We start from the raw sequence: 26,596 nt of genomic DNA, 5'->3' as shown, positions 1-26,596 counted from the left end.
CCGTTAATAAATTACTCGTCTGCAAACCAACAAATGTTTCGTGCAGCCATAATCAGTTCACCCGCTTTTTCAGATGAAAGTTCTGTGATATCAACTAATTCGTCAATACCTTGTTCTGCCAAGTCTTCAAGTGTAACAACACCCTTGCTTGCCATAACAAATGCTAAGTGACGCTCTAAGCCTTCAAGCGCAAGTAAGTCTTCAGCTGGCTCTGCGCCATCTAAGCTTTCTTCCGTTTTAAGTGCTTTAGTTGTCAATGCATCTTTTGCGCGTGAGCGCAGTAAATCTACAGTCTCTTCATCAAGACCATCAATTTCTAAAAATTCAGACGCTGGTACATACGCCACTTCTTCAAGTGTCGAGAAACCTTCGTTGATAAGTAATGATGCAAACTCATCATCAATTTCTAAATTTTCAGTGAATAAGTTAAGTAACTTATCAGATTCAGCTTCATTTTTAGTACGCATGTCTTCAACAGTCATTACGTTTAGTTCCCAGCCAGTTAACTGACTTGCTAAACGAACGTTTTGACCATTACGACCAATTGCTTGCGCTAGGTTATCTGCTTCTACAGCGATATCCATTGAGTGAGTGTCTTCATCCATTACGATTGAAGCAACTTCTGCTGGCGCCATTGCATTGATAACAAATTGTGCCGGGTTGTCATCGTAAAGTACGATATCAACACGCTCACCGCCAAGTTCTGACGATACAGCCTGAACTCGTGCGCCACGCATACCAACACATGCACCAATTGGGTCAATGCGTTTGTCGTTAGATTTAACAGCAATTTTAGCGCGTGAACCTGGATCACGTGCTGCTGCACGTAATTCAATCATCTCTTCGCCAATTTCTGGCACCTCAATGCGGAATAATTCCATTAGCATTTCAGGTTTAGAGCGCGTTACAAATAATTGTGCACCGCGTGCTTCAGGCTTAACTTCATATAAAAGACCACGGATACGGTCACCCGGGCGGAAGTTTTCACGTGGTAACATGTCATCACGGTAAATTACCGCTTCTGCGTTGTTACCTAAATCAAGTACGATTGCATCGCGAGTTGCTTTTTTAACAACACCCGTTACCAGCTCGCCTTCTTGATCTTTGTATGCTTCAACAACTAAAGCGCGCTCAGCTTCACGTACTTTTTGTACGATAACTTGCTTAGCCATTTGTGTTGTAATACGGTCAAATTTGATTGAGTCGATTTGCTCTTCAACATAATCACCCATTTGCAAATCAGGTTCTTCAACCTGTGCTGCTTCTAGAGTGATTTCGCTGTATGGGTTCTCTAAAGAACCATCTTCTAATACAGCGGCAATCTGCCAACGACGGAACGTATCGTAATCACCGGTTTTACGGTCAATTGCTACGCGTACTTCAATTTCGCCATCGTGTTTTTTCTTTGTAGCTGTCGCTAAAGCGAACTCTAGAGCTTCAAAAATCTTTTCTTTTGGAACCGCTTTCTCATTGGAAACGGCTTCAGCAACCAATAATATCTCTTTTGCCATGGGTAATGCCTCGCTTGCCCTATTCCTTCGCACTCGAATTTAAAACTTCGCGATTAAATTCGCACGTTCGATGTTACTAAGCATGATCAGATGCTCTGCACCATCGCTAGATAGTGTGATCATATCGCTGCTAACTGCTACTAAGTCGCCTTTAAAATTACGACGACCATCCTGTGGAAGTTTAGTACGCACGCGTACTTCCTCTCCTTGCGCCTGCTCGTAGTGATCTTGTTTGAATAATAGACGATCAACACCAGGAGACGATACTTCCAAATCATATTCATTTGTAATTGGGTCTTCGACGTCTAAAATCGCACTAATTTGGCGACTTGCATCCGCACAGTTATCAACTGAGATCCCATCCTCATGAGCAATATATACTCTTAAGGTAGAATGGCGACCCGCTTGCACAAATTCAAGACCATGCAATTCAAAGCCTAACATTTCTACCGCAGGCGTTAACATGGTTACTAAATCTTGTTCAAGTTTTGTCACGAAAATCCTCCATACAAACAAAAAAAGGGCTTATAGCCCTAAAATACTGAGTTTAAGTTTTAATTTGATGACAATTGCCACAAATCGCAAGGTGCAGATACAACAACGCCCCGAACCAAGCGGGGCGTCACACCAATAAAGCATAAAACTGTGTGGCCTAGGGCCAAGCTTGGTTGCGAGTCAGTAAACTGACCTAATTAAACTACATAGTCTAAAACGCAAAACGCGCATTACTTAGAATGCGCGATATAAATTAGTAAGGTAATACCTACTAGTAGAATTGGTTGCGGGAGCCGGATTTGAACCGACGACCTTCGGGTTATGAGCCCGACGAGCTACCAGACTGCTCCATCCCGCGCCAATAGATATCAAACTTTAAATTTAATATCGCTGTTAGCTGTTTTACAACATGCTAAACAATGGCCGCTATTATAAGGATGTACGGGATGATTAGCAACTATAATACGCAATTAGTTTATAAAATTTCCAATTCGTCAAGATGCTAATTTAATGTATATATAAGTAACATAAGTAATCAATCAATTTTATAAAATGCTGTCTCTAAATTATTAAATATTACAGCTTATTATTTTTGAGTGAAAATCAAACAAACTAAATTTGAGCTACCTTAGTACCTTCTAGATGCTTACAATTTACCAGAAAATAAATTGATATAACTAAAACCCATACTTTAACACTAAAAAAACGTGCAGAATTTTATCTGCCCGCTATAATCAATTTTATGCCACTTAATAATAATAGTTATTACTCACTGCAGCGAGATAAAAATGAATCAACAACAATCAGCATTGTTAAATAACTTAACAATTATTAAGCCAAATTTTCATGCTTTCACGGCTCGATTTCACAGTAAATTGGCTGAATCTAGCATTGAAATGAATTACCCAACAGCCTTACAATTTAACGAAAAGAGTTTTACCCTTTTTTGTGTGTTAGAACGAATTGTTAAACATTTAGATAAGCCAGCATCGGTAGCTCCTTTTTTAGCACATCATTTAATGTACCTAAAAAAAAGCAGTGTTTCACAAAATGACATTGCACTATTATCTGATGCGTTTTACGAAACCCTTAAAGAGCACCTTGGTAAACACTTTACTCCTGAGAGCCAGCTCGCTTGGAAAAAAGCCCTTAAATATTTTGAAAACTTTGCCAGCAATATTCTATTTAATGTATCTAATGTGGTTTCGTTACAACAAAAAATGCAGCAAAAGCAAAGTAATAAAATTTAAATATACAATTTTTAGGGGTGGCAATTTAACTTACTTAACCTCCCCATTAATTAAACTCATTTGCACACCATGATCCAGCACGCCTTTATTGCCTTGATAATCGGTTAAGCCTTTTTGCTCTATTCACTCGTAGTTAAATAGTAAAACGATCCTTTAATTAAATACGTCCGTATAAAAAAATTTGGCTTTACTATGACCCATCACAAAACACTCAGACTAATACTAGGCGATCAGCTAAACCCATCTCATTCATGGTACAAGCAAAAAGACGACGACACGCTTTACCTCATCGCAGAACTAAAACAAGAAACTGACTACGTTAAACATCACATTCAAAAACTGTGTGCCTTTTTTAATGCTATGGAAAACTTTGCAACTGCATTAAACACGGCAGGTTTTAATGTTTTGCATTTAACACTTGATGATACCGATGACGACAAGGACTTGATTGAATTACTCAAGCGAGTTGCCGATAAATACCAATGCGACTCTATTGAATATCAATACCCTGACGAGTTTAGGCTAAAATCTCAATTAGCTAAGTTTAAAAGTGATAGCTCATTAAATGTAATTGCTACAGATACTGAACACTTTTTATTACCGTTCACCGATATAAAAACACGCTTTACAAAAAACAAGCATGTAACAATGGAGCATTTTTATCGTGCTATGCGTAAGCAATTTAATATATTAATTGATGATGCAAAGCCAACTGGTGGCAAATGGAATTTTGATAGTAATAATCGTAATAAATTTTCCAAAAAAGACTTAGCCGACATCCCAGAGCCTAAGTTATTCAATACTGATGTTAGCAGCATTATCTCTCGTTTAAATAAACACAACGTCGCTTATTTGGGTGAAATAAATCAACATTCACTGGAGTGGCCAACAACTCGTAAACAAGCGATTGAATCTCTTGAATACTTTTGTGAGCACTTACTTAGTCGCTTTGGTCACTTTCAAGATGCGATGACAGATCAAAGTAAAAACAATACCAGCCTGTACCATAGCCGTTTATCGTTTGCCCTAAACGCAAAAATACTCCACCCGTTACATGTAATCAAACGTGTAATAAGCGAATACGAACAAAGACCCAATGAAATATCCCTCTCGCAAGTAGAGGGCTTTACTAGGCAAATATTAGGCTGGAGAGAGTATGTACGTGCCATTTATTGGATTAACATGCCCGACTACGCAGTTAAAAATCAGCTACAAGCCAAAAATAAACTGCCATCTTATTTTTGGAACAGCTCTACAAAAATGAATTGTCTAAGCCACTCACTCAAACAAAGCCTTGAAACCGCTTATGCTCATCATATTCAGCGCCTAATGGTTATTGGGAACTTTTGCATGCTTACAGGTATTAACCCTGATGACGTAGACAACTGGTACTTAGGCGTTTATATAGATGCCATAGAATGGGTAGAAATGCCCAACACTCGAGGCATGAGCCAGTTTGCCGATGATGGAATAATTGCAACAAAGCCTTATGCTGCAAGCGGTAACTACATTAATAAAATGAGCGATTACTGCAAAAGCTGTCAGTACGATGTTAAACAAAAAGTAGGAGATAAGGCCTGCCCGCTAAATAGCTTGTATTGGCATTTCATGAATAGACACAGAGACAGGCTAGAGAAGAATCCACGTATTGGTATGGTATATAAAAACTGGGATAAACAAGATAAAACACTTCAAGAACAAACGCTGCAACAAGCAACCTACTACCTTAATAATTTAGAAGCGCTTTAAGTAAAAAAACCGCCTCAAATGAGGCGGCTAAATAATCAGGGGAATATGTACTTTAGAAGACTATTTACCTTCTATTAGATTACTATTACCAATTTCTATTTTACGTGGTTTAAGTGCTTCAGGAATTTCACGCTGTAACTCTATGCTCAATAAGCCGTTAGCTAAATCGGCACCAAGTACTTTTACATGGTCTCCAAGCTGAAATTTACGTTCAAAGTTACGCTCTGCTATACCTTGATGAATAAACTTACGTTCATTATTTTCATCTTTATTAGCTTTAATACCTGCAACTTTTAATGTGTTGTTTTCTGACTCAATGGTCAATTCACTATCACTAAAACCGGCAACGGCCATAGTGATTCTGTATTTGTCTTTATCGAGTGCTTCTATATTGTAAGGAGGAAAACTCGGCTGCTTGTCTGTATTAGCTGCCGCATCCATAAGTGATGCTAAATGTTCGAAGCCGATAAATGAACGATAAAGTGGTGATAAGTCTACTGTACGCATAATAATATCCTCATATTTAAGCGATATTTTGCATGTGCTTTTCTATTGAACAAGCTCAAGCAAAGTTTAATTAATAATATAGATTTCAATTGTTTAAGTTTAATTTAGGACCCATCAGGCGTCCTACTTAACTATATATGGACGGTAAAATTGTTTTCAAGTAAATTTATTAAAAATAAATAAAAAAGGCACTGAAGAGTGCCTTTTTTGAAACCATGTAAAATGAATACTATTTAATAAATGTGCCCCGGATTGGATAGTCGTTTTCTCTTGAAAACTTAATCCCACCTAGCAGTTGCTCTAAATCAGGACGAACAAACGGGCTGTTTGATATATCGACCATTTGAAGCTGATTTTTTTCATTAAGCACATAAATCCCTGGTTCAGCAAATGGATGATCAGTTTCTGCACCACTGCGAGGCTCGCTAATATGTAGCCCTAAATCAGTCATTTGTTCGATTGTTAAACCATAGTAAATTGGGAAGTTAATATCTATTTTTTCAAGATGTTTATTAAGCTGCTCATGGCTATCACCACTTACTGCAACCACTTCAACTCCAGCCTCTTTAAAGTCTTTATGAACTTTAGCAAGCTCGTTGAGTTGCGCAGTACATTTAGGGCAGTGCTGGCCTCGATAAACAACAATCATTTTCCACGGAGAGTCACTTATTCTGTCAACTAAATCTACCTTTTTCTCATCAACATCACTCACTACTAGTGATGGCATAATATCCGCAGGTTTTAAACTAGTGTTACTCATTGCGATCTCCTTTTACTATTTCAGATTAAAAATTAATTTTGCTCTTACACATAGAGTTTAGGGTAACTTTTATTAATTCAACCTAAAATTGCAATTAAAATCTATTAAAGCTTTAAGACCATCCCTTTATTTTTCTATAAATGGTAGATGCACTTACCCCTAAATAAGCAGCAGCAAGAGGAATGTTGTCTTCGCAGCTTTTGATTGCGTTTTCAATAGCCCTTTTTTCAACTTGCCATAATGGTTCTATATCGTGAACCGACATAGGAGATAATTGAACACTCTGATCGTTTGTATTGTGAATTGACTTAGTTGAGCTTGAGTGTTTTACAGCGCCTAGACCAAATGAATTTGGTAGCATATCTCTTTCTATTACATCGCCATCATTAATAACGACTGTATTTTCAATTACATTTTGCAGTTCGCGTATATTTCCTGGCCAATCGTAATTACAAAAAAGCGCCTTAACTTCATCAGAAAAGCCAATAAAATGTTTAGCGTTGCTATCGCTTTTTTGTTTTAAAATATACTCAGCGAGCAGTAATATATCGTTTCCGCGCTCCCTTAAAGGCGGGAGCTTTACGGGGATAACATTTAAACGATAATATAAATCTTCTCTAAAGCGCCCTTCTGCTACCTCTATTATTGGATTTCTGTTGGTTGCACATACCAAGCGAACATCGCTGTGTAATACCTCGCTGCTACCAACCTTGCTAAATATGCCGGTTTGTAAAAAGCGCAATAACTTAGCTTGTAAGTTAAGCTCCATTTCACATAGTTCATCTAGAAATAACGTACCGCCGTTGGCCACTTCAACAGCGCCCTTACGATCGCTTAACGCCCCACTAAATGCCCCTTTAACATGCCCAAAAAATTCAGACTCAAATAATTCAGCAGGGATCGCAGCACAGTTTATAGCAATAAACGGCCCTTTATTTCGGGGACTTGCATCATGAAGAGTTTGTGCACAAACTTCTTTACCGGTTCCACTTTCACCTGTAATAAATACGCATGCTTTGCTTCTAGCTGCACTATCTAGCAATCTAAAAACGGTTTTCATTGCGAGAGATTCACCAACAAAATCTTGGCTTTTATCACTGCTTTGAACCAAAGGTTGTACTTTAGCTTGCTCTTTGGGTGTTAACGCGCTTTCTACTGAGCTAATAAGTCGCTGACTTGTGAAGGGTTTTTCTAAAAAGTCGAAGCCACCTAAACGCATAGCTTCCACTGCAATATCAATAGAACTATTTGAGGTGATCATGACTACATTAGCAGGATTTTTTTGTTTATTTACAAATTGTAAAACTTCAAGCCCACTTATATCAGGCAAGCATACATCTTGTACTATCACCGCAGGCATTTTTTCTTTAATACCGACCAAAGCAGAATATCCATCTGCGAAATGCTTACATTCAAAACCTACTTGCTCTAGCTGACTTGCGTACAAAGCACCACTTGCGATGCTATCTTCAACAATATAAACAAGGCCTTTACCCATTATATCTGACACGGCTTTCTCCTAGATAGCTATACTCTTACTCATTATTTGATATGCATCTCGGGTTTTATCCAAGTTATGTTTAATAACAAGCGCTGCGTGCAAGTTTTCTTCTGTGGTTGGTGGTGGTGAATCGTGTAACTGTGTTGCCAATGCAGCTAAAGGAGCGGCTCCATATAAAGCAGCCGAGTTTTTCAAAACATGCATTATTTCTCTAATTTTTATAATATCTGCATTACTAATTGCCGTATCTAATTGGTTAGCCATAGTAACTAATTCATCGATAAATAAGTTTACTAATCGAGCTAAAACGCTTATTCCAACATCCTTTTCAAGTTGAATTAAAACATTTAACTCCGTAATACTTTTATCGATAAACTGCTCTGATATAGGCATAGATAACCTTTGTGTAAGTTAAAGCTTCGTACACTAAGAAAATGTAAGAATTGTAGTTTAAGAGTAATTTGTTTTTTGCATTTTGCAAATCAAAATGAATATAAACAATTACAGAGCCCAGGTATCAATACTTTTTGTTAATGTTTGCGGCTTATCGAGCAAGTACCCCTGAGCAATATCACAACCAAGTTGTTCTAATATTTGTAATTGCTCATTCTCTTCAATGCCTTCTGCTACAGTTTGTAAGCCCAATCGTTGAGCCATCGCAATAATTGCGCTACATAACGTAAAGTCTTCGTTATTAGTTGCAATACCACTTACAAAACTGCGATCAATTTTTAAACCATCGATATCAAATTGACGAAGTAGACCTAAAGACGCGTACCCAGTGCCAAAATCATCAATCCATACCTTTACGCCTTCTTTATGGAAGTTTTCAAACGCCTTAGCTATTTTATCAGGACTATGAATTAGCGCTGTTTCCGTTAATTCAACTTTAATGGCTTGTGGTGGTATTTGGTGCTTTTCTAGCAAAGCCATTACTTTTGAAAACACATCACCATCTAAAATTTGTACCGGTGAAATATTTAAAGAAACAGCAATATCTGTCATACCAAAATGTCGCATCTGTTTTAGATCAGACAAACATTGCTCAAAAATCCAGTCACCTAATTCTAAAATCATTCCCGATTGCTCTACATGCGGGATAAACTCATCAGGGCCTACAATACCAAAGCGCGGTGATTGGCACCTTACTAGCGACTCAAAGCCGACCAACTTTCCCGTTCCTAATGATACAAGCGGTTGATAAACCATTTTAAAATAATTATTTTGCATTGAATCAGACATGATTCTTTCTAACTCATGCCATCTTGCGAGATTGACTGGGCTTTCCGATTCTAGGTATTTAAACGCACTCATGATTTTGCTCCGTTTTTCACTCTTAGTGACTTATTATAATGAGTAGCAATTTACAGGCCATTTTAAATGTGGAAAAATAGAAATAAAAACCAATGGATTCAGGCGGTTAAATTGGAAGGTTAAAAGATTTTAGTTCTCCCACTTTATTCGCATTTTGCAATTCAGTTTGCTATGCACCTAAATTGGCAAATGAGCGCTTAATCGAGCCTATAAAGCACAGATAAGCCAGTTAATAGCTGCTACTAAAGCTAGTGTTAGCAATTGTAGGTGAGAAAAGAGAAAGCTTTGATAAAACCCTGTTTAGGTTAAGCACAATCTAAATTTAAAAGCATATAGCTAATTTTATAGGGAGGGATAGAAAGTTAAAACGGTGGTAGGAACATAAAAAAACGCAGGCAACTATAAATAGTTACCTGCGCAAAAGTCTCTAGTTTGAAAGAGTGTCGTTATTTTCGTTTTTAGGAGCAGTTACATGTTGTGCATAGTTAGTATTTTGCGAGTCAAATGTATTACTCATCAACTGTGCGTTTTCAACATCAGCTTGTGTAAAAGTAATTGGCTGTATATCTGCCAACGGTTCAATCGAATCGCTACCTCGTAAAACTGTAATACCTATTATTAAAGTGGCAACAAGCAAAATAGACAAAACCATAATTTCAGGTGTTAGTACCCAATTGTTACCTTTAGGCTGTTGTTTAGCTTTTGTGTTTGTTTGCATTTTGCACCCCTTAAAATTTAACTAAATTCGTCTTGATTTGATATTTAATATGTTGCGAAAGCCGTGCCAACTAAACAAAAACAAACGAAAGATAAAATAAACAACAAAATCAAAGTATTAAAAAAATTAAAAATGTAATTTAGAATCCAAAAATAATTCGTAACGTTGTATTTTTATTTTGAATTGCAATTTGCGAATCAAATTGAAAAACTATAATAAAAACACTCATTAAATACTAAAAAATAAATTTAACTTACTCCTAAAATACTAGGTTAATTTCTTCGTTTATCAAGTTTTATGCAACACAAACCCACTTTTTATATTAGGGTCTGTTGATCTTTGCGGATTAAAATTTGTTCAAACTAGAGGCGGTTTAATCGCGGCGCGAGGTTTGTAACCTAGCGGGCTAAGTAAAAACCGAGCAACAAAGAGTAAATAGCCCCTAGGAAGAACCCTTTGGGCAGCGCCTGTTTGGCATTAATGCTACGTTATCGCCCATTTATGGGGAATAACCACACTGCATAGGCTCTGCCTGGCCTAAATACCAAACAGACTGCTGCAAATTTAACCCTGAAAGTTCAACAGACCCTAACCTTCATTGCTCAGCTCAGCTTTTCCCACACTTGCGCTAAACGAGTAAGCTTTAGATGCTTAGATTCAATAGCCTGCTTTGGTGCATATTTATCAAGCAATAAATAAAGTGTTTCACTTACAATTGGTTTAGCTAAATAATCATTCATCCCCACTTCAATAAATCGCTCTTTATCACCATGAATTGCATTTGCTGTGAGCGCTATTATAGGGGTGACTATACCTAACTTTCTGATTGCTTTAGTTGCAGAGATCCCATCTAGTATTGGCATCTGGATATCCATAAAAATAATATCAAGTTTATTGTTTTTAGCCTTGGTTATTGCCTCCTGCCCATCGCTAGCAACATATACCCGACAACCTTTTTGCTCTAAAAACTGTCTTATTACTATTTGATTATTAGTATTATCTTCAGCAACCAATACATTGGTCCCATTCAACTGAGTTAACCCTGAAGAGCTTTCTAAGGCTTCTTTTTGTTCACGATTAGTAAATATAATATCTAAATGAAATAACTGCTCTTCCAATAAACTAATTGCTCGCGGTACATGCGATACTTTAAAAGGGCCATTTAACCTAAGCTCTCTGTCGTTAAGATTTTGCGGTAATAAGCTTTCACCTAGTAAGTCTAAGATAAGTAAACACGGTGAATTAAGGGAGTTATATGTATTTATACACTCGCGTGTTTGGGCTAGCATTGGAGGATCAGTTAATACAATTGCATCAGGAAAACTATCATACTCAGGGATATCTGGGCATATTTCATAGTGCTCAAAAGCGATAGAAAACCGAGTGAGTGTGTGCTCCAACGCGGTTTTTAAAATTTGGTTATGTCCTACAATCCATACTCTTGGCTTTTTACTTCGTGCTGCAAACCCCTCTCGCAATATTGAGTCGGTTGTGTCTATTTGTAACGGGTAATTAACGATAAACTCACTCCCTTTATTGAGCTCAGAGTTAACCGAAATATCTCCCCCTACTACATCACAAATTTGCTTACATATAGCAAGGCCTAAGCCACTACCACCATGTTTTCGGGTAATTGAATTATCTGATTGAATAAAAGGCATAAACATACTTTCTATTTTATTTTTTGCGATTCCCATTCCAGTGTCTTTTACTGATAAATGAAGATTTAAATTATTGGCTCCAATGTAAGTACATCTAACGGTCACCGTTATTACGCCTTGCTGAGTAAACTTAATCGCATTGGCTAATAAATTAATGGCTATTTGCCTTATACGTGCATGATCACCAATTACTTGAGCGGGGACATCAGGATAAAAATCAAAAACAACCTCAAGCCCTTTTTGCAAAGCGCTTTGGGAAATTATATCTATTGCTTCTTCAATACACGTATCAATACTAAATGGCTGATTATCGAGTGTTATAGCTTGTGCTTCAAAACGCGAATACGTTAATACATCGTCCAATACACTCAGTAATGCATCAGAGCTTGTTTTAATCATTTGTGTGTAACGCATTTGCTCAGAAGTTAAACCGGTATGATGCAAAATATCTGCAGAGCCAATAACGGCATTTAATGGCGTGCGAATTTCATGGCTAATATTTGCCATAAATCGGCTTTTAGACTCAGCTAATGTTTCTGCCTGATGTTTAGCTTCAAGCAATATTTGCTCGCTTTCAATACGTTCTTGTATATCAACAAGTGTTGCGGCAATAGATAACAAATCGCTTTCGTAGCCACCCACAATGGGAGTAAGTGTCATTTCAACCCAATTATTTATCCCTTGTGCATTAATCAAACGTATATCAAAGCGACGTATATCACGCTTACCATGTTTATAATCAAGCAAAGTGCTACTAATTTTTTCTACATCTTCTTTTGCTATAAACTTAATTATAGGTAAGCCAAGGCTCTCATCTACATTGCTGTGTAAGACGCGTTGCCATGCTTGATTTATAAATAATAGGTTGCCAAATGTATCAAGGCGTAAAACAATATCAGGAATATTATCTACGACAGAGTGATAGTTATATTCTATCTCTGCCATTGCTTGTTCAGCTTTAACTCGCTGCGTGATATTAGTTTCTATAGCGATAAAGTGCTTTACTTGACCTTCATCATCTCGCACTGGGTTTGCATCAATAGCAACCCAATAAATATTACCGTTTTTATCGTAATTTGTAGTTTCAACTTGAAAAGGAAGTCCATTTTTTACGGCATGAGACATAACCTTACGGCTTTTTTCACATGTTTTTGGCCCTTGCAGTAATTGACCAGGGCTAGTGCCTATAACCTCATCACAGGTGTAACCTGTAAGTACTTCAAAACTATTGTTAACCCACTCAATTACGCCAAATTTATCTGTAATTATTACTAAGTTATTTGTATGGCTCGCAACAAGCGATAAGCGTTTTACATATTTTTGTTGTTGTGTGAGCAATAATTGAGAATCTTTATGACGTTGAATGTCATAGAACGAGCCTATAAAGCCGCTTTTTTCATCATAAACTAACCTTAACTCAAACCAGTTCATGAGCCCGATGCTGCTTTTAATTTGTATTTCTACACTGGGAGCCTGCTTCCCTTCTAGTAAACAACAGCTGTATGCGACAAAATGCATAATATCATCGCAATTCATTAACTTAGTAATATTGGAGCCAATTAATGAATCGGTTGAGTAACCTAACTTCTTCTCCCAAGCTTCATTAATATAAGTAAAATTCAAATGTTTATCACACTCAAAAATACACTCATCTAAAATAGCTAATAGCTTTGCTTGACGTCGATTACTATTGGAAAGTTTTTCAACTAGTGCATATTGGATTTGAACTTGTAGCTCATCATTATTATTCATGATCTCTCCAATACTTTATAAAAGTATTACTCTGACAAACTCGTGCATAAAGAAGGGAAACCTTTTCACAGTAGAATGCTTGTTCAAAAGGAGTGCGTCTCGGTGTGCAGTCACTTAAAATAGTGGCATTAGAACCAAGTACAACAGCAGTGCGCACAGTTGAATCAATACAGATAGAAGACACAGTACCCGCTAAAATTATATTAGTGGCCCCATGTTTTTTGATGTTTTCGGCTAAACCTATATGTGTAAAAGCATTTAAACTTCTTTTCCCAAATACCACCTCTATAATATTACTAAAAAGGTCTAGCTGCTTAATGGTTTGAGCACCGTACGAACCCGCTTTAAATGCCCCCACCGCAATGACTTTTAATATACCAATCGGATTTTTAAGCTCGCTATAGTTTTGCGTAAAGTGAATGGGTGTATTAATAACTAAAGCAAATTGCTCTGCGCAGAAGGCCAATAAATAGGGTGTATTTTCCCCCACGCCAGTAATTCTTGATGACTCTTCAACCTCGTCATACAAAATGCCTTTTGGCAAAAAGTAATTGTTTTGAAAACCAATTAAAATAGGTGCTGTCTTAGAGAAATCATCCATAACTCTCTCCTTATTAATCAATTTAAGAGGCTAACTGCCAAGGTTTAATAAATTTCTCAAGTACCGCTTTTGTCACTGGCTTCTGTAAATAGTGAGTAATTCCTTTATCAAACAACTCAGCTATTTGCTCATCGCCTGTTAACCCCGTTAAAATAACTTTAGGAGTATTGTTATTAGGTGTATTTTGCCTAACTAATTGCTGCGCCACATCGCTACCAAACATTCCTGGCATACGCTCATCTAAAAGTAGCAAGTCAAATGGTTCATTTTGAGCAAGTGTTAATGCACTGGCACCATTTTCTGCACACGTTACTAAGCAGCCCAGCATTTCAAGCATTACTTTTGTAGCAATTTGGCTCGGTAAGCTGTCGTCTGCTACTAATACCGATAAACGTGTTTGTGTGTGAAATGTTGTTAAAATAGTAATTAAGTCGGTATCAAAAAATGGCCAGCCTAATATTTTTTTAGATAGTTTATGAGCTTGGCTCAGCTCGTAAATGTCGTTAATAGAGCACAGCTTTATGTGTGTATTTAAGCTGTCACTATTTAATTTATCAATTAATGCGTTACCACTAAGATGGCGTAAATCCTCTAGCTGTGCAGACTCTCTAAGCGTGCTATTAAATAATTTAAAATTTAAACCAAAACGATCGTGAGTATTAGCTGACATTTTTAAACAGCTTTTGAGTAACGCTTCGCAATCAGTTAAAACGTCTACATTTTGTCTAACATCAAGCGCTAAACTAACAGACTCTTTAGTTGCTAAGAGCCCGTGAAAATCCAACGTGTTTACTTGTTCAGAATCATCAATCTGATAGTGAATACTAACTCCCTGAATATTTGCTTCGAGGTTAAGTAAAAAGCACTGCTTTACTGCTGCTAGCGCCGGAGTAAGAAACGCCTCGCATTGTGCAATCATTTGCTCTGGCGGCATTTGCAAACAAACGTAGTTACATTGCAACTTGTTGATTAAGGTAATAGAGAATTTTTGACTTTGGGTTTCACAATATTTACCTATTACCCCTTGGATAATTTCTAAAACGTGACTATTAATATTCATAAAGCATTCTCGTTAACCCAATGTATAGCTCTACATCATCAAGTTATGTGCCATAAATTAATTCTTGTAAACACACTTGCATTCATAGACTTAAGTATTAGACAAACAGGGCTCTGGTTTTTCATTCGCATTTTGCAAATCATATTGCTATGCATAATATGATTTATGCTTTTATTAGAATGGTGCAATCGATTTTTTTCTCTTTAAATAATTTTCCATTCATTTAAACTGATATTAATCAAATTGAGGAGAAAGCTATGTTAACCGTAATTTTTGGCCGTGAAGGCTGTCCATTTTGTGTTCGTGCGAAAGATGTTGCTGAGCAATTATCAAATGAACGTGATGACTTTAAATTTCGTTACATCGACATAATTAAAGAAGGCATTAGTAAAGCCGACCTTGAAAAGTCAGCGGGTAAGCCTTGCCCTACTGTTCCACAAATTTTTGTAGACCAAAATCACATTGGTGGATTTACAGAATTTGAAGCTTATGCAAAAGAAAACCTAGGCTTGTATAAATAAGCTTTGTATTAAATATGTTAACCAGTTTAATAAACCCTACATTGAGCTGGTTAAATTTCGACCAACATCAAACACATACAAATTAGTTTCAATTTATACAAGCATTTGCCTCGCGAATCCTATATAATGCGCGCCTCTTTAAATTCGTTGAGGCGTATTAATGTCAGAACCAGTCACGTTTGAATCTCTAAATCTTTCTCCTGCAATTTTGAAGGCAGTTGAAGAGTTGGGTTACAAGACACCATCTGAAATCCAAGCTCAATGTATACCGTTATTGCTAGAAAGAAAGGACGTACTGGGACTAGCTCAAACGGGTACAGGTAAAACCGCAGCATTTGCACTGCCATTACTAAATAATATTGACCCGTCTGTGAAACAGCCACAGATCCTTGTACTCACACCAACACGTGAGCTTGCGATCCAAGTTGCTGAGGCATTCGAACAATATGCTAAACATGTTCGTGGTATTGAAGTATTGGCACTATATGGTGGCCAAAGCTACAGTATCCAATTAAGCGCACTTCGTCGTGGCGCTCAGGTTATTGTTGCAACTCCAGGTCGTTTAATCGATCACATTAACCGTGGCACTATCAAGTTTGATGCTCTACAAGCACTTGTACTTGATGAAGCCGATGAAATGTTACGTATGGGCTTTATCGATGATGTAGAAAGCATCATGGAAAAAACACCGCGCGAAAAGCAAACATGTCTTTTCTCTGCGACTATGCCTAAGCAAATTCAAAACATCAGCAGCAAGTATATGAACAATCCTGAACAGGTTCATATTTCTGCGCGTAACTCTACAGTATCATCTGTTGAGCAAGTGTTTTGGAATGCAAGCGTACATAAAAATAAAGCTATTGTTCGCTTCTTAGAAGCTGAACAGTATGAAGGTGCTATTGTTTTCGTACGTACGCGTAACGATACAGTACAACTTGCTGAGTTATTAGAGCGCGAAGGTTTCTCTGCTGCTCCACTTAATGGTGATATGAACCAGCAAGCACGTGAACGCACTGTAGAACGCTTAAAAAGCGGCATGCTAAATGTTGTTATTGCAACAGACGTTGCTGCTCGTGGTCTAGATGTTGACCGCTTAAGCTTAGTTATCAACTACGATATACCACAAGATTCTGAAGCCTACGTTCACCGTATCGGCCGTACAGGTCGTGCTGGTCGTACTGGTAAAGCAATTTTATTCGTAAAACATAACGAACGTTATTTACTTAAAAATATCATTCGTCATACGAAGTCTGAAATTGCACAAGTTGAATTACCAACTGCAAAAATCGTTGAAGAAAAACGTATTGAAGCGTTACAAGCAAAATTAACTATTGCGCTTGAAAACAAAGATATTACATTCTTTAACGAGATAGCTACTAACATGGCTGAAAAACTTGAACTTCCTCTTGAAAGCTTAGCGGGTGCGTTACTGTGTTTAGCACAGCAACAGTCTCCAATTAAAGTTGAAGAAGTTAAGATTCAACCTCGTGAACGTAACGAGCGTAACGATCGCAACCCACGTAGTAACGACCGCAATGATCGCGGTGGTGACCGTGGACGTCGTAACGAACGTGGCGGCGAACGTGGTGGTGAACGCGCTGAGCGTAAACCTCGCGAACGTAACAGCCGTGATGCAGGCCCTATGGATACTTACCGTATCGAAGTAGGTCGTGAACATGGTGTTCAGGTTAAGAACATTGTTGGCGCTATCGCTAACGAAGCTGACATCTCAAGCAAGTTTATTGGTGATATTCGTTTACACGACAATCACAGTACGGTTCAATTACCGCAAAACATGCCTAAAGATGTACTTGATCATTTCCAAAAAGTGTTTATTTGTAAACGTCCTATGGGCTTAACAATTACACAAGATCAAGGCCCTGCTGAGCCACGTGCAGAACGCTCTGAGCGTCCAGCTGGTGACAAAAAGCGCACCTTTAGTAAAGATAAAGACGATAGCCAACGCGGTGATAAGCGTACTGGCCCTCGTAAAGAACGTCGCCCAGTAAGCTTCACAGCTAAATAAGCAACGACTCTTTAATAAAAAAACCTTGCCACGAAAGTGACAAGGTTTTTTTGTGTCTGGAGTTTGAAGGTAATAGATTCAAGGTGAAAGGCTTGAGCAACTCGCGTTATATTTTTAACTACATATTAAACTTGAGAAATTAACCGTAAAATATAATTTAACCTTTATTAAAAGTGACTCTTTGAAAAAAATTCAAATTTTATACGTTTGTAATTATTAGCTCCTATCTAGGCTGACTTCTCAATACTTCTGTTATAAAGCAATCATTTCGGAAATCCTCAGCAGTATATTTATCTCTATTAACATTAGAAATTGAACTATATTTAATCCATAAATTTAAAATATCGACTAAGGCACTTTGTCTTTTTTGAGAGAAATAAAAGCTACATTCAGATTCCCCATCGTCAAGAAAGCTAGTTTGTAATGCGTAAATATCTATAATTAATTTTATAATTAAAGTAATAGGCTCTTTTCCAATTGAAAAGTGGCGAATACCTGTAACATGGCACACTTGTAAAAGAGTCGCTTCCATAATTCCTAAAAGATATATTATTTTTAAGGTATATATATTTATAGAATTCTCTTGCTCTATTTTTTGCTCTTCCGAAAAGTCGGGAAACAATAAGTTTATAAACTTCAGCTTATTTCGTTTAGTGTTTGCTATTTTCCCGAATTCAAAAACCTTAGCCTCGAATAGTTTCATAAATTCATATATATACTCTATTTTTTCAATATCTATCTCGAAGTATGGATCTTCTTTTTTTGTTGGTTTTGGATAAAAGCGTGTAAAAATTAATGTGGCATCTTCAGGTCGAATGCATTTAAAGTTACCATTGAATATAACTGCAGAGAATTTTTCTTTAAATAGAGTTAACTCTTTATGATAGAGATCTATTTTATGCTCAAATTCTTGCCTTTCTATTGTTCTTTTCTGGTAATTCAAATTAGATTGGAACTGTAATGCACGAAAGTTAGCAGTTGCTAAAGTAGCAAGCGGTAATGCTGAACCTAAAATCCATAAAGGAACATTCATATATTCTAAGAAAACAGATAGGGTTTCTTTATTTGGCCATTCAATTGATAGGCCATCGTTTATAAAAATAAAACTCATCAGTAAAGAAGATAAGCTAACCGGTATAATTATGGCTATCCAAAAATATGAATATGTGAACACACTACTAATTTTTTTATTGTTATTCATATACTTTAAGTCCCTCAATGCACACTCAAGCTAAGAGAGTTATTATTTAATCCAATTAAATAAATATGCTTAATTTAAAGTTCTAAAAAGCCCTACCAGTTCATGATGGGGCTTTTACTTTTGTTATAGTGATTATTCTTTGTTACGGCGCTACTGCCGGATACACGTAGCTGGCATCAAGCCCTAGTGGAATACCAAGTGCCCAGTAACCTAATAAAAAGATACTCCAGCCAATCATAAAGGCGATTGAGTACGGTAGCATAATAGCAATTAAAGTACCTATACCTGTGCCTTTCACATACTTTTGACAGTACACCACCACTAATGGGAAATAAGGCATTAACGGTGTAATAATATTAGAACTTGAGTCACCTACACGATAAGCGGCTTGAGTTAAGTCTGGCGAAATGCCAAGTTGCATTAACATCGGTACAAAAATAGGGCCAAGTAACGCCCATTTTGCTGAACTTGAACCTACAAACAAGTTAACAAAGCCAGTTAAAAAGATAATGCCCACAACCGTTACTGCACTTGGCAATTCCATTGCCTTTAATAACTGCGCACCTTCGATTGCGAGTAATGCACCTAAATTTGATTTACTAAATGCAGCAATAAATAGCGAACAAAAAAACGCCATAACGATATAATATGCCATGCCGCTCATCGCTTTACTCATAGCATCAATCATATCTTTTGAAGTTTTAAAGGTACCTACCGTAAAACCATATACTGTGCCAGGTAGCCAAAAAAGTAAAAATATTAGTGGTACAATTGATTGCATTAAAGGGGAGCTAAAATTAGTAAGGGATCCGTCACTACTGCGCATTGCAGAATCGTCTGGAGCAGAGACAAATGCTAGTAACGCAAGTCCTGCAATCATCACGGTACTAGCTATATAAAAGGCACGTTTTTCATCACTACGTGCATCTTCAAATACAGGTAAATCCTCTTTAGCACCATCAACCGTTGTTTTTTGTAAACGTGGTTCAATAATTTTATCGGTAATGTACCAGCCTAATGCCACAATAAATAAGCTAGATGCTGAAGCAAATGCCCAGTTATTTAACGGGTTAATTGTTATTGCAGGATTAATTATTTGCGCCGCACTTTGGGTAAAGCTTTGTAGTAATGGATCAATCCCTGATGGAATAAAGTTAGCCCCAAAACCACCACTGACTCCTGCAAATGCAGCTGCAATACCCGCAAGCGGATGGCGCCCTGCAGCATAAAATATAACACCGGCAAGTGGAATAACTAATACATAACCTGCGTCAGTAGCGGTATGGCTCACAATGGCTACTAAAATGATTGAAGGCGTTAATAGCTTTTTAGGAGTAACTTTAAGCATTAACTTAAGACCGGTATTAATGAAGCCCGAATGCTCTGCAACACCGACACCTAACATAGCTACTAAAACGACACCTAAGGGAGCAAAGCCAGTAAAGGTTTTTACCATAGAGGATAAAAAGGTAGCGAGCGAATCACTTGCCAGCATATTATTAATAATAATCGCTTCACCGGTACGTGGGTCTATTGCATCAAAGCTTATGCCTGAAAACCACCACGACAAAAACCAAATTAATAACATTGCAAACAGAAATATTACGGCTGGATCTGGAAGCTTATTGCCTACTCGCTCAACAAAGTTTAAAAAACGCGCTACAACCCCTGAAGGTAAAGCGTCTTGATTATTATTCATTCTTATTGTTCCTAAAATTTATTTTAGTAACAATATCGCATAAAAACAAAACAGTAAATTAACATAAAAATCAGCTTTAAAAGTTTTGGGCACAAAAAAACACGATAGTGATAAACAAATCGTGTTTTTTGTATCACTTACTTTTAAGCGAGGGCTTTAACTTCTTCCCACAAGCGTGCAACTAATGTCTTATCTTCTTCGTTAAGCTCACCATTACGATACGCTTTAACTAAGCTCTGCTCTACAGTTTCGTTTAGCTCATCTATACTGATTGTCAGCTTTTCTACTTCGGCATAACCAACTGCAAGATCAAAATGACCTCGTAAATAGCCGCCTGCAAATAACTCATCGTCAGTTGCTTTTATTACTAAATCATCGAAGTACTGCTGGGCTGCATCGATATAGTTCACTAAACTCATTTATTAATCTCCTGGTTTTGCAAAGCACCTGTATTTTCAAGGTTTTGGTGCCCTACTGCATACATAATATGGTCGTTAAATCCGGTGGTTACTTTAATATAACCCGATAATTCATCATCTAATTCGCCATCGCCGGTGTCACAAATAAGGGGGCGGCTATTAAGCGCTTGTAGTTTTGTTTTTGTTGCTACTACAATAATGTTTTCTTTGCCAATTGCACGTATAAGCGCAGGGCTCAATTGCTGATTACCACGGCCAAATATATGCCCTTGCCCGCCAATGAGCGTAATGACTAACTTAGTACTTTGCTCATGTGTAAGCTCAAGCAATTGCTTAGCCGTTAAATCTTGGGCAACTAAGGTTTGATCTTTTATTAAATCAACGCCAAGTAACGTATTTTCAAGCCCCATTTCTTCCATTATGGCTTCAACCGTTGAGCCGCTACCCATAATATAAAATGTGTCTTCATCCATTTGCGATACAACATGCGCTGCAATGTCGGCAAGTACGAGTTCGTCGGTTTCTTTACCGCCATTTTTAACCGCTTGCATATAGCGTACTTCGCTAGGTGTTTGCATTTCGCCGTAGCGTTTGGCTTTTACTGTGCCTTGCCTGAAAGCATCTTCATCTATATCCATTACATCTGCATCGGCTAAGGTAACTAACTCACCCTTAACCAGCATTTCGACTACGCGCCCTGCAGCCTTTGGCGTGATAGCGTAAACACCAGAATGAATTTTACAACCTGCGGGAATACCAAGTACGGGAATGGTATCCTCTATTGCATGGCAAATGTTACGTGCTGTACCGTCGCCTCCAGCAAATAAGACTAAATCAACACCAGAGTTTTTAAGTATTTTTGCGGCTTGTTCTGTGTCATCAGGGGTTGTTATTGCTGCAGTGTTATATATAACCTCTACATTAAAGCCCAAAGCCTTTGCTGTTTGCTCACCCATATCACCGTTAACAGTGTAAATAGTTAAGCGTTCTTTATAAGGTAATAGCACCTCAAGCGCTGCTTTTGTTCGGCTATTTGCTTTTGGCTCTGCACCTAATTCAATTGCTTTAGCGGCTGTGTGCGCGCCATCACTGCCTTTTAAGGCAACTGTGCCGCCTAAACCTGCTACAGGGTTTACAATTAAGCCTAATTTAAACGCCATTACAAAGCTCCTTTGGGTGTTGCCAATTAAATTGCTGCGCTGTTAATGGCCACTGTGTATTGTAAAAATCACACAGTGCTTTTAAAAGTGATTCTGTACGGGAGTTAAAGCCATTTTCGATTAGCGATAATACCTGTGCATGTACTCGCTGCTGAAAATCAAACCGACACGTTTGCTCGCCGTTTAAGTTATCCACCGACACATTAAAATTAAACCCTGCTGCGGTGCTTAATAACCACTCGATGGCTTGGGGCTTTACTTCTACCTTTTCAAACTCAGCTTGTTTTTGTTTGTCGCGCCCGTCTGGGCAGTACCAGTAGCCGTAATCTTCTAATAACCGACGTGCATCACCGGCCACCAGCCAGTGTGCTATTTCATGTAATGCACTGGCATAAAAACCATGCGCAAATACAACTTGGTGATATGGCACCTGCTCTGTTGCTGGTAAATAGACAGGCTCACAATCGCCTTTTATCAGTCGTGTATTGTGACTTTGATAAAAAGTGCGCTCAAAAATTGAAATTAGATCAGCTATTTGATGCATAAAAATTGATTAATTCGTCTCGGTTACAGCGCCATATTAGCGCACTAAAAACGAGACGAATTGTACGGGCTTTTACAACTAAAGTAAAAATAAGGCGTGATAGTAAAATATAAGCGGATTAATCTTTCACTTTATTGATATTTTTAATAATACCTAAACAGTAAAGAGTATTACCAAGTTCTTTACGCTGTGTTTTTTCACCTGAGGTTTTATTGGCTAAGCTAGTTAACATATCGTACCGTTTACGTAGAATTAGTATATATCTGGCATGTCTACGGCATTCAAAGCAATGAGTACAGTGTGAATCGACCCAAAATCTTAATGTTTCAAACCAATATTGCTGCTCTTGAGCAAAAAAAATAAATGCCTTAGAGCAAGTCCCGCACTTTTCTTCAATATCAACATAAAGTGCCCGAGGATAAATGGCATAGTTTTGCTTTTTTATATCAGCCAATATTACCGTATTAGGGAAGTATTTAAGGCTCGAGTAACGCCAGTGCGCATTCTCTATCGCCTCTATTGTCACTGGGGTATTGGTAGTTATTGGTGTATTGCCATACCTTGGGTGATTTAGATACATGAGCTGCCTAGTTTAAACTTATGATTTTAAGGCATAAAACATGCCATATAAAAAAACAATAATTATACAGGCGTTCCTGCTTCATCACACTCTACAATATCGGTCTCGATTAATGCCTGAGTGATCCATGCTTGCAATACTGGGCAGCGCATAACAAAGTCACAATATTGCTGTGCCTCTGGCGATAACGTAATTTGATAGGTTTTTAAGCGCAGTACAACAGGCACATACATGGCATCAGCAATACTAAAGTCACCAAAAAACCACTCATTTGGAAACACATCTTGTTGCTGGGCAAATATCTCGTCTATACGGGCTATGTCTTTTAGTGCTTCGCTCGATAGGTCTACTTTACGGGTAGCTCTTATATTCATTGGCATTTCACTGCGCAGCGCCATAAAGCCTGAATGCATTTCAGCGCTTAGCGCACGCGCTTTAGCTCTTTGGGTAATATATTTTGGCCATGCAGCGCCCGATAAGTAAGCATCGTTAATATATTCACAAATTGCTAGTGAATCCCATACCTGTAAATCGCCATCAATTAACGCTGGAACTTTTTGCACAGCAAAGGTCTTTTTTAGTTCATTGTAAAAATCAGGGGTGTCGAGTACCAGCTGGGTTTCACTAAACTCAACATCAAATTTACTCATTAAATACCATGCGCGTAATGACCAGCTGGAGTAGTTTTTATTACCGATGAATAATTGCATATTGTAAATACCAAAGTGAATAGACGCTCCTACCTTACTAGGTGATTAAACAACCAACAACATTTTGTTTAAAGTCTCTTTGCTAACGGTTACTTAAAGCTATTAATTACTCACTCAACTGCTTGTTTAAATGCTTGTTTAAATGCTTTTTTAATAGTTGTGTATTACGCGTGTTAGCTTTAAAAAAGGCATCAAAAATATCACCAAAAAATGGCACTAAACCGCCCACAAAGTCTATGAGCATATTGATAATCATCTTAGTCTTTATACGTTTACTCACACCTAAACGCTGCGCTTCTATCAGCACATAGCTTGATAAAATTAGCCCTGCGGCATCACCTATAACGGGAATTAAACCAATCACAGCCTCTAGGCCTATATTAAATTTAGTAAAAGGAATACCAATGCTGCTATCCGTTAACTTACTGAAACGTTCTAAGCGGGCTATTGCAGCTTGGGCTTTTATTTGTGAGTGTTCATTAATATTATCGTTCATGATTACTACCCTCCTTCTTGCAGTATATAGGGCTTACTTGAACAACTCCTGAAAGGCTCCTAACTAAATTACAGACATAAAAAAACGCGGTAATCCGCGTTTTTTTATAATTATAAATACTTACACAGAGCCATTAATTGGCCCGTGTTCGTGATTTACATGCGGATTTTGTCCGCGTTGACGCAGTAAGTGGTCCATTAAGGTAATGGCCATCATTGCCTCAGCAATCGGGATTGCACGAATACCTACACACGGGTCGTGACGACCTTTAGTGATCATCTCAACCGCTTCGTTACTTGTATTAATGCTGTTACCTGGAATAGTAATGCTCGACGTTGGTTTTAGCGCAATAGAAGCAATAATATCTTGCCCTGTCGAAATACCCGCAAGTACACCACCTGCATGATTTGATGTAAAACCTTCAGGGGTTAGCTCGTCGCGATGCTCAGAGCCTTTTTGCTCAACCACATCAAAGCCATCACCAATTTCAACGCCTTTAACCGCGTTAATACTCATTAATGAGTGTGCAAGTTCGGCGTCAAGGCGGTCAAATACTGGCTCACCAAGACCAACAGGTACATTGCTTGCCACTACTTTTACTTTAGCGCCAACTGAGTCACCTTGCTTTTTAAGGTCACGCATATATTCGTCAAGCGCTTCAAGCTTACTTGCATCAGGGAAGAAAAATAAGTTATTTTCCACTTCATCCCAATCAAACGTTTCCGCCTTAATAGGGCCAAGCTGACTTAAACATGCTTTAACTTCAATACCATGAAATTGCTTTAAGTATTTTTTAGCAATAGCACCTGCCGCTACGCGAATCGCGGTTTCGCGTGCAGATGAACGACCGCCACCGCGATAATCGCGCAAGCCGTACTTATGCCAATACGTGTAATCGCCATGACCTGGGCGAAATACATCTTTAATTTTGCCGTAATCTTGCGAGCGTTGATCGGTATTTTCAATCAATAAACCAATGCTGGTACCTGTGGTTTTACCTTCAAAAACGCCTGCTAATATTTTTATTTGATCGCTTTCACGGCGCTGCGTTGTATAACGGCTTTGGCCTGGTTTTCGGCGATCTAAATCAATTTGTAAGTCGGCCTCTGTGATTTCAAGACCTGCGGGAGTACCATCAACAACGCCGCCTAATGCAACGCCGTGGCTCTCACCAAAGGTGGACACTTTAAATAACTGTCCAATGCTATTACCTGCCATTAACTTTCCTCATTCCTAATGACTACCAATAGCCAAGCACACGGCTTGGCTATTCATTTTTTACTTATTTTGCAAAATACTCATCTAGCTGCTTTTTGCTAATTACAAATACACCTAAGCCGCCTTGTTCAAATTCAATCCATTCAAACGGCGCGCCCGGATACAGTGCATCCATATGTACCATAGAGTTACCAACTTCTACAAATAACAAACCGTTATCAGTTAGGTGTTCACTCGCTTCACTTAAAATAGTACGGGTTACATCTAAACCATCGTGGCCTGATGCAAGCCCAAGCTCTGGTTCATGATGAAATTCACGTGGCAGGTCAGCCATATCTTCTGCATCAACATACGGTGGGTTTGCAACTATTAGGTCGTATTTTTGACCTGGTACACCGCTAAATACATCAGACTGAATGGGTAACACACGATCACTTAACATGTAATCGTTAATGTTAATGTCTGTCACTTCAAGCGCTTCATACGATATATCTACCGCATCAACTTGTGCTTCCTCAAAAGCTTGAGCAAGTGCAATTGCGATACAACCCGACCCCGTACATAAATCTAATATGCGGTTAACCGATTGTGGCTCTTCAAGCCAGGGTGTAAAGCGGTTGCTGATAAGCTCAGCAAACGGTGAGCGAGGTATAAGTACACGTTCATCCACATAAAATGGCATACCCGCAAACCATGCAATATTTGTTAAGTAAGGTACTGGTGTGCAGTCGTTAATACGTTCTGCAATAAGACCCGCAAGTCGGTTTTTTTCTGTGCTTGTTAAACGCGCGTGCATTAATTCTTTTGGCGCATCAACAGGCAAGCTAAGCGCAGGCAGTAATAAGCTTACAGCTTCATCCCATGCGTTATCTGTGCCGTGTCCAAAAAATATACTACTACTTGCAAATTGGCTTGTAGTCCAACGTAACCAGTCATGTAAAGTTGACAGTTCTGCAACGGCTTCTTCGAGTGTTGCTTCTTCTATTTGTAAATCGCTCATATATTTTTACCTGTATTAGCTTACTGACTGTTTTGAGTCTTTAAGACGATTGCATTGCCTATCTGCGCTGGGCAAATTACAATTGCCCCTCATTTAAGTATTGTACCGCCTTTTGCGCTGCGTTTTTACGTTTTTTTGTTTAG

The 26,596-nt window shown here is 38.1% G+C and carries 25 protein-coding genes and 1 tRNA gene; 4 read left to right on the top strand and 22 right to left on the bottom strand.

Translation table 11 applies throughout. The features are described 5' to 3' along the window. Positions 1–11 precede the first annotated feature (11 nt). From nusA to GQR38_RS03085, 3 genes are all read right to left on the bottom strand, one after another. Positions 12–1,511 carry a transcription termination factor NusA gene (gene nusA / locus GQR38_RS03095; RefSeq protein WP_007585502.1) on the bottom strand — a complete coding sequence of 500 codons (1,500 nt, stop codon included), beginning with the start codon at positions 1,509–1,511 and terminating at the stop codon, positions 12–14. Between the two features lie 39 nt (positions 1,512–1,550). Then, a complete protein-coding gene (rimP, locus tag GQR38_RS03090; RefSeq protein WP_002958482.1) occupies positions 1,551–2,006 on the bottom strand; it encodes a ribosome maturation factor RimP in 456 nt (151 codons plus the stop codon). A 281-nt stretch (positions 2,007–2,287) separates the two neighbouring features. Continuing rightward, a tRNA-Met gene (locus GQR38_RS03085) sits at positions 2,288–2,364 on the bottom strand. A 430-nt stretch (positions 2,365–2,794) separates the two neighbouring features. Between GQR38_RS03085 and GQR38_RS03080 the strand changes: the two genes are divergently transcribed. Then, on the top strand, positions 2,795–3,256 hold the full coding sequence (locus tag GQR38_RS03080) for a globin domain-containing protein (protein WP_010554682.1): 462 nt from the start codon (positions 2,795–2,797) through the stop codon (positions 3,254–3,256). A gap of 192 nt (positions 3,257–3,448) precedes the next feature. Further along, the gene (locus GQR38_RS03075; RefSeq protein WP_165721378.1) at positions 3,449–5,005 is read left to right on the top strand and encodes a cryptochrome/photolyase family protein; all 1,557 of its coding nucleotides are present in this window, start codon (positions 3,449–3,451) and stop codon (positions 5,003–5,005) included. Between the two features lie 60 nt (positions 5,006–5,065). Here GQR38_RS03075 and GQR38_RS03070 read toward each other — a convergent pair whose 3' ends face one another. The 9 genes from GQR38_RS03070 to GQR38_RS03030 all read right to left on the bottom strand — a co-directional run bounded on the left by GQR38_RS03070 (position 5,066) and on the right by GQR38_RS03030 (position 14,879). Continuing rightward, complete coding sequence (locus GQR38_RS03070; protein ID WP_007585496.1) at positions 5,066–5,512, bottom strand: Hsp20 family protein; 447 nt, start codon at positions 5,510–5,512, stop codon at positions 5,066–5,068. A 229-nt stretch (positions 5,513–5,741) separates the two neighbouring features. Beyond that, positions 5,742–6,272, bottom strand: coding sequence for a peroxiredoxin-like family protein (locus GQR38_RS03065; RefSeq protein WP_007585494.1), 531 nt, complete (start codon positions 6,270–6,272; stop codon positions 5,742–5,744). Positions 6,273–6,384: 112 nt separating this feature from the next. After that, positions 6,385–7,782, bottom strand: coding sequence for a sigma-54 dependent transcriptional regulator (locus tag GQR38_RS03060; protein WP_346774064.1), 1,398 nt, complete (start codon positions 7,780–7,782; stop codon positions 6,385–6,387). Positions 7,783–7,791: 9 nt separating this feature from the next. Continuing rightward, positions 7,792–8,166 (bottom strand): Hpt domain-containing protein, encoded by a 375-nt coding sequence (locus tag GQR38_RS03055; protein ID WP_024591627.1) that lies wholly within the window; start codon positions 8,164–8,166, stop codon positions 7,792–7,794. Positions 8,167–8,274: 108 nt separating this feature from the next. Beyond that, positions 8,275–9,087, bottom strand: coding sequence for an EAL domain-containing protein (locus GQR38_RS03050; RefSeq protein ID WP_231388455.1), 813 nt, complete (start codon positions 9,085–9,087; stop codon positions 8,275–8,277). Positions 9,088–9,514: 427 nt separating this feature from the next. Then, the gene (locus tag GQR38_RS03045; RefSeq protein ID WP_024591629.1) at positions 9,515–9,805 is read right to left on the bottom strand and encodes a hypothetical protein; all 291 of its coding nucleotides are present in this window, start codon (positions 9,803–9,805) and stop codon (positions 9,515–9,517) included. A gap of 602 nt (positions 9,806–10,407) precedes the next feature. Further along, complete coding sequence (locus GQR38_RS03040; protein WP_165721377.1) at positions 10,408–13,218, bottom strand: PAS domain-containing hybrid sensor histidine kinase/response regulator; 2,811 nt, start codon at positions 13,216–13,218, stop codon at positions 10,408–10,410. Next, a complete protein-coding gene (locus tag GQR38_RS03035) occupies positions 13,211–13,819 on the bottom strand; it encodes an isochorismatase family cysteine hydrolase (RefSeq protein WP_165721376.1) in 609 nt (202 codons plus the stop codon). Before GQR38_RS03035 ends, GQR38_RS03040 begins: the two co-directional genes overlap by 8 nt. A gap of 22 nt (positions 13,820–13,841) precedes the next feature. Further along, on the bottom strand, positions 13,842–14,879 hold the full coding sequence (locus tag GQR38_RS03030) for a response regulator (RefSeq protein ID WP_165721375.1): 1,038 nt from the start codon (positions 14,877–14,879) through the stop codon (positions 13,842–13,844). 257 nt (positions 14,880–15,136) lie between these two features. On the opposite strand from GQR38_RS03030, the gene GQR38_RS03025 reads away from it, so the two are divergent. Together GQR38_RS03025 and GQR38_RS03020 are read left to right on the top strand one after the other, a co-directional pair. Next, positions 15,137–15,400 carry a GrxA family glutaredoxin gene (locus GQR38_RS03025; RefSeq protein WP_007585470.1) on the top strand — a complete coding sequence of 88 codons (264 nt, stop codon included), beginning with the start codon at positions 15,137–15,139 and terminating at the stop codon, positions 15,398–15,400. A 160-nt stretch (positions 15,401–15,560) separates the two neighbouring features. Continuing rightward, the gene (locus GQR38_RS03020) at positions 15,561–17,426 is read left to right on the top strand and encodes a DEAD/DEAH box helicase (RefSeq protein WP_007585469.1); all 1,866 of its coding nucleotides are present in this window, start codon (positions 15,561–15,563) and stop codon (positions 17,424–17,426) included. A 223-nt stretch (positions 17,427–17,649) separates the two neighbouring features. Here GQR38_RS03020 and GQR38_RS20460 read toward each other — a convergent pair whose 3' ends face one another. The 10 genes from GQR38_RS20460 to prmB form a co-directional block, all read right to left on the bottom strand. Continuing rightward, entirely contained in the window at positions 17,650–18,627 is a 978-nt protein-coding gene (locus GQR38_RS20460) for a hypothetical protein (protein WP_010554673.1), read from the bottom strand. Between the two features lie 142 nt (positions 18,628–18,769). Continuing rightward, positions 18,770–20,326, bottom strand: coding sequence for an AbgT family transporter (locus GQR38_RS03010; RefSeq protein WP_165721374.1), 1,557 nt, complete (start codon positions 20,324–20,326; stop codon positions 18,770–18,772). A 143-nt stretch (positions 20,327–20,469) separates the two neighbouring features. Then, positions 20,470–20,745 carry a YfcL family protein gene (locus GQR38_RS03005; protein ID WP_002962183.1) on the bottom strand — a complete coding sequence of 92 codons (276 nt, stop codon included), beginning with the start codon at positions 20,743–20,745 and terminating at the stop codon, positions 20,470–20,472. Further along, positions 20,742–21,905, bottom strand: coding sequence for an ATP-NAD kinase family protein (locus tag GQR38_RS03000; protein ID WP_165721373.1), 1,164 nt, complete (start codon positions 21,903–21,905; stop codon positions 20,742–20,744). Before GQR38_RS03000 ends, GQR38_RS03005 begins: the two co-directional genes overlap by 4 nt. Then, positions 21,895–22,449: an elongation factor P hydroxylase gene (locus GQR38_RS02995; protein ID WP_165721372.1), complete on the bottom strand. Its 555-nt coding sequence runs from the start codon at positions 22,447–22,449 to the stop codon at positions 21,895–21,897. Before GQR38_RS02995 ends, GQR38_RS03000 begins: the two co-directional genes overlap by 11 nt. A 118-nt stretch (positions 22,450–22,567) precedes the next feature. Continuing rightward, positions 22,568–23,029: a zinc-ribbon domain containing protein gene (locus tag GQR38_RS02990; protein WP_165721371.1), complete on the bottom strand. Its 462-nt coding sequence runs from the start codon at positions 23,027–23,029 to the stop codon at positions 22,568–22,570. Positions 23,030–23,091: 62 nt separating this feature from the next. Then, the gene (locus GQR38_RS02985; protein ID WP_165721370.1) at positions 23,092–23,739 is read right to left on the bottom strand and encodes a glutathione S-transferase family protein; all 648 of its coding nucleotides are present in this window, start codon (positions 23,737–23,739) and stop codon (positions 23,092–23,094) included. A gap of 106 nt (positions 23,740–23,845) precedes the next feature. Continuing rightward, a complete protein-coding gene (locus GQR38_RS02980; RefSeq protein ID WP_101216624.1) occupies positions 23,846–24,235 on the bottom strand; it encodes a DUF4112 domain-containing protein in 390 nt (129 codons plus the stop codon). 120 nt (positions 24,236–24,355) lie between these two features. Continuing rightward, positions 24,356–25,453 (bottom strand): chorismate synthase, encoded by a 1,098-nt coding sequence (aroC, locus tag GQR38_RS02975; protein WP_008138551.1) that lies wholly within the window; start codon positions 25,451–25,453, stop codon positions 24,356–24,358. A 64-nt stretch (positions 25,454–25,517) separates the two neighbouring features. Further along, positions 25,518–26,453, bottom strand: coding sequence for a 50S ribosomal protein L3 N(5)-glutamine methyltransferase (gene prmB / locus GQR38_RS02970; RefSeq protein WP_007580615.1), 936 nt, complete (start codon positions 26,451–26,453; stop codon positions 25,518–25,520). Positions 26,454–26,596 lie beyond the last annotated feature (143 nt).

This window comes from Pseudoalteromonas sp. c7(2019) (assembly GCF_011378625.1).
Lineage (GTDB): Bacteria > Pseudomonadota > Gammaproteobacteria > Enterobacterales > Alteromonadaceae > Pseudoalteromonas > Pseudoalteromonas arctica.
This window is presented reverse-complemented; position numbering and strand designations above follow the sequence as displayed.

What these genes read in the sequence shown, in the direction of transcription:
- GQR38_RS03055 (WP_024591627.1), bottom strand. Translation starts at nt 8,166, where the DNA reads ATGCCTATATCAGAGCAGTTTATCGATAAAAGTATTACGGAGTTAAAT.
- GQR38_RS20460 (WP_010554673.1), bottom strand. Translation starts at nt 18,627, where the DNA reads ATGAATAACAATAAAAAAATTAGTAGTGTGTTCACATATTCATATTTT.
- GQR38_RS03010 (WP_165721374.1), bottom strand. Translation starts at nt 20,326, where the DNA reads ATGAATAATAATCAAGACGCTTTACCTTCAGGGGTTGTAGCGCGTTTT.
- GQR38_RS03065 (WP_007585494.1), bottom strand. Translation starts at nt 6,272, where the DNA reads ATGAGTAACACTAGTTTAAAACCTGCGGATATTATGCCATCACTAGTA.
- GQR38_RS03035 (WP_165721376.1), bottom strand. Translation starts at nt 13,819, where the DNA reads ATGGATGATTTCTCTAAGACAGCACCTATTTTAATTGGTTTTCAAAAC.
- GQR38_RS03020 (WP_007585469.1), top strand. Translation starts at nt 15,561, where the DNA reads ATGTCAGAACCAGTCACGTTTGAATCTCTAAATCTTTCTCCTGCAATT.
- GQR38_RS02990 (WP_165721371.1), bottom strand. Translation starts at nt 23,029, where the DNA reads ATGTATCTAAATCACCCAAGGTATGGCAATACACCAATAACTACCAAT.
- GQR38_RS03080 (WP_010554682.1), top strand. Translation starts at nt 2,795, where the DNA reads ATGAATCAACAACAATCAGCATTGTTAAATAACTTAACAATTATTAAG.
- GQR38_RS03070 (WP_007585496.1), bottom strand. Translation starts at nt 5,512, where the DNA reads ATGCGTACAGTAGACTTATCACCACTTTATCGTTCATTTATCGGCTTC.
- GQR38_RS03030 (WP_165721375.1), bottom strand. Translation starts at nt 14,879, where the DNA reads ATGAATATTAATAGTCACGTTTTAGAAATTATCCAAGGGGTAATAGGT.
- GQR38_RS03050 (WP_231388455.1), bottom strand. Translation starts at nt 9,087, where the DNA reads ATGAGTGCGTTTAAATACCTAGAATCGGAAAGCCCAGTCAATCTCGCA.
- GQR38_RS03000 (WP_165721373.1), bottom strand. Translation starts at nt 21,905, where the DNA reads ATGGCGTTTAAATTAGGCTTAATTGTAAACCCTGTAGCAGGTTTAGGC.
- GQR38_RS03075 (WP_165721378.1), top strand. Translation starts at nt 3,449, where the DNA reads ATGACCCATCACAAAACACTCAGACTAATACTAGGCGATCAGCTAAAC.
- prmB (WP_007580615.1), bottom strand. Translation starts at nt 26,453, where the DNA reads ATGAGCGATTTACAAATAGAAGAAGCAACACTCGAAGAAGCCGTTGCA.
- GQR38_RS02980 (WP_101216624.1), bottom strand. Translation starts at nt 24,235, where the DNA reads ATGAACGATAATATTAATGAACACTCACAAATAAAAGCCCAAGCTGCA.
- aroC (WP_008138551.1), bottom strand. Translation starts at nt 25,453, where the DNA reads ATGGCAGGTAATAGCATTGGACAGTTATTTAAAGTGTCCACCTTTGGT.
- GQR38_RS03005 (WP_002962183.1), bottom strand. Translation starts at nt 20,745, where the DNA reads ATGAGTTTAGTGAACTATATCGATGCAGCCCAGCAGTACTTCGATGAT.
- GQR38_RS02985 (WP_165721370.1), bottom strand. Translation starts at nt 23,739, where the DNA reads ATGCAATTATTCATCGGTAATAAAAACTACTCCAGCTGGTCATTACGC.
- nusA (WP_007585502.1), bottom strand. Translation starts at nt 1,511, where the DNA reads ATGGCAAAAGAGATATTATTGGTTGCTGAAGCCGTTTCCAATGAGAAA.
- GQR38_RS02995 (WP_165721372.1), bottom strand. Translation starts at nt 22,449, where the DNA reads ATGCATCAAATAGCTGATCTAATTTCAATTTTTGAGCGCACTTTTTAT.
- GQR38_RS03025 (WP_007585470.1), top strand. Translation starts at nt 15,137, where the DNA reads ATGTTAACCGTAATTTTTGGCCGTGAAGGCTGTCCATTTTGTGTTCGT.
- GQR38_RS03045 (WP_024591629.1), bottom strand. Translation starts at nt 9,805, where the DNA reads ATGCAAACAAACACAAAAGCTAAACAACAGCCTAAAGGTAACAATTGG.
- GQR38_RS03040 (WP_165721377.1), bottom strand. Translation starts at nt 13,218, where the DNA reads ATGAATAATAATGATGAGCTACAAGTTCAAATCCAATATGCACTAGTT.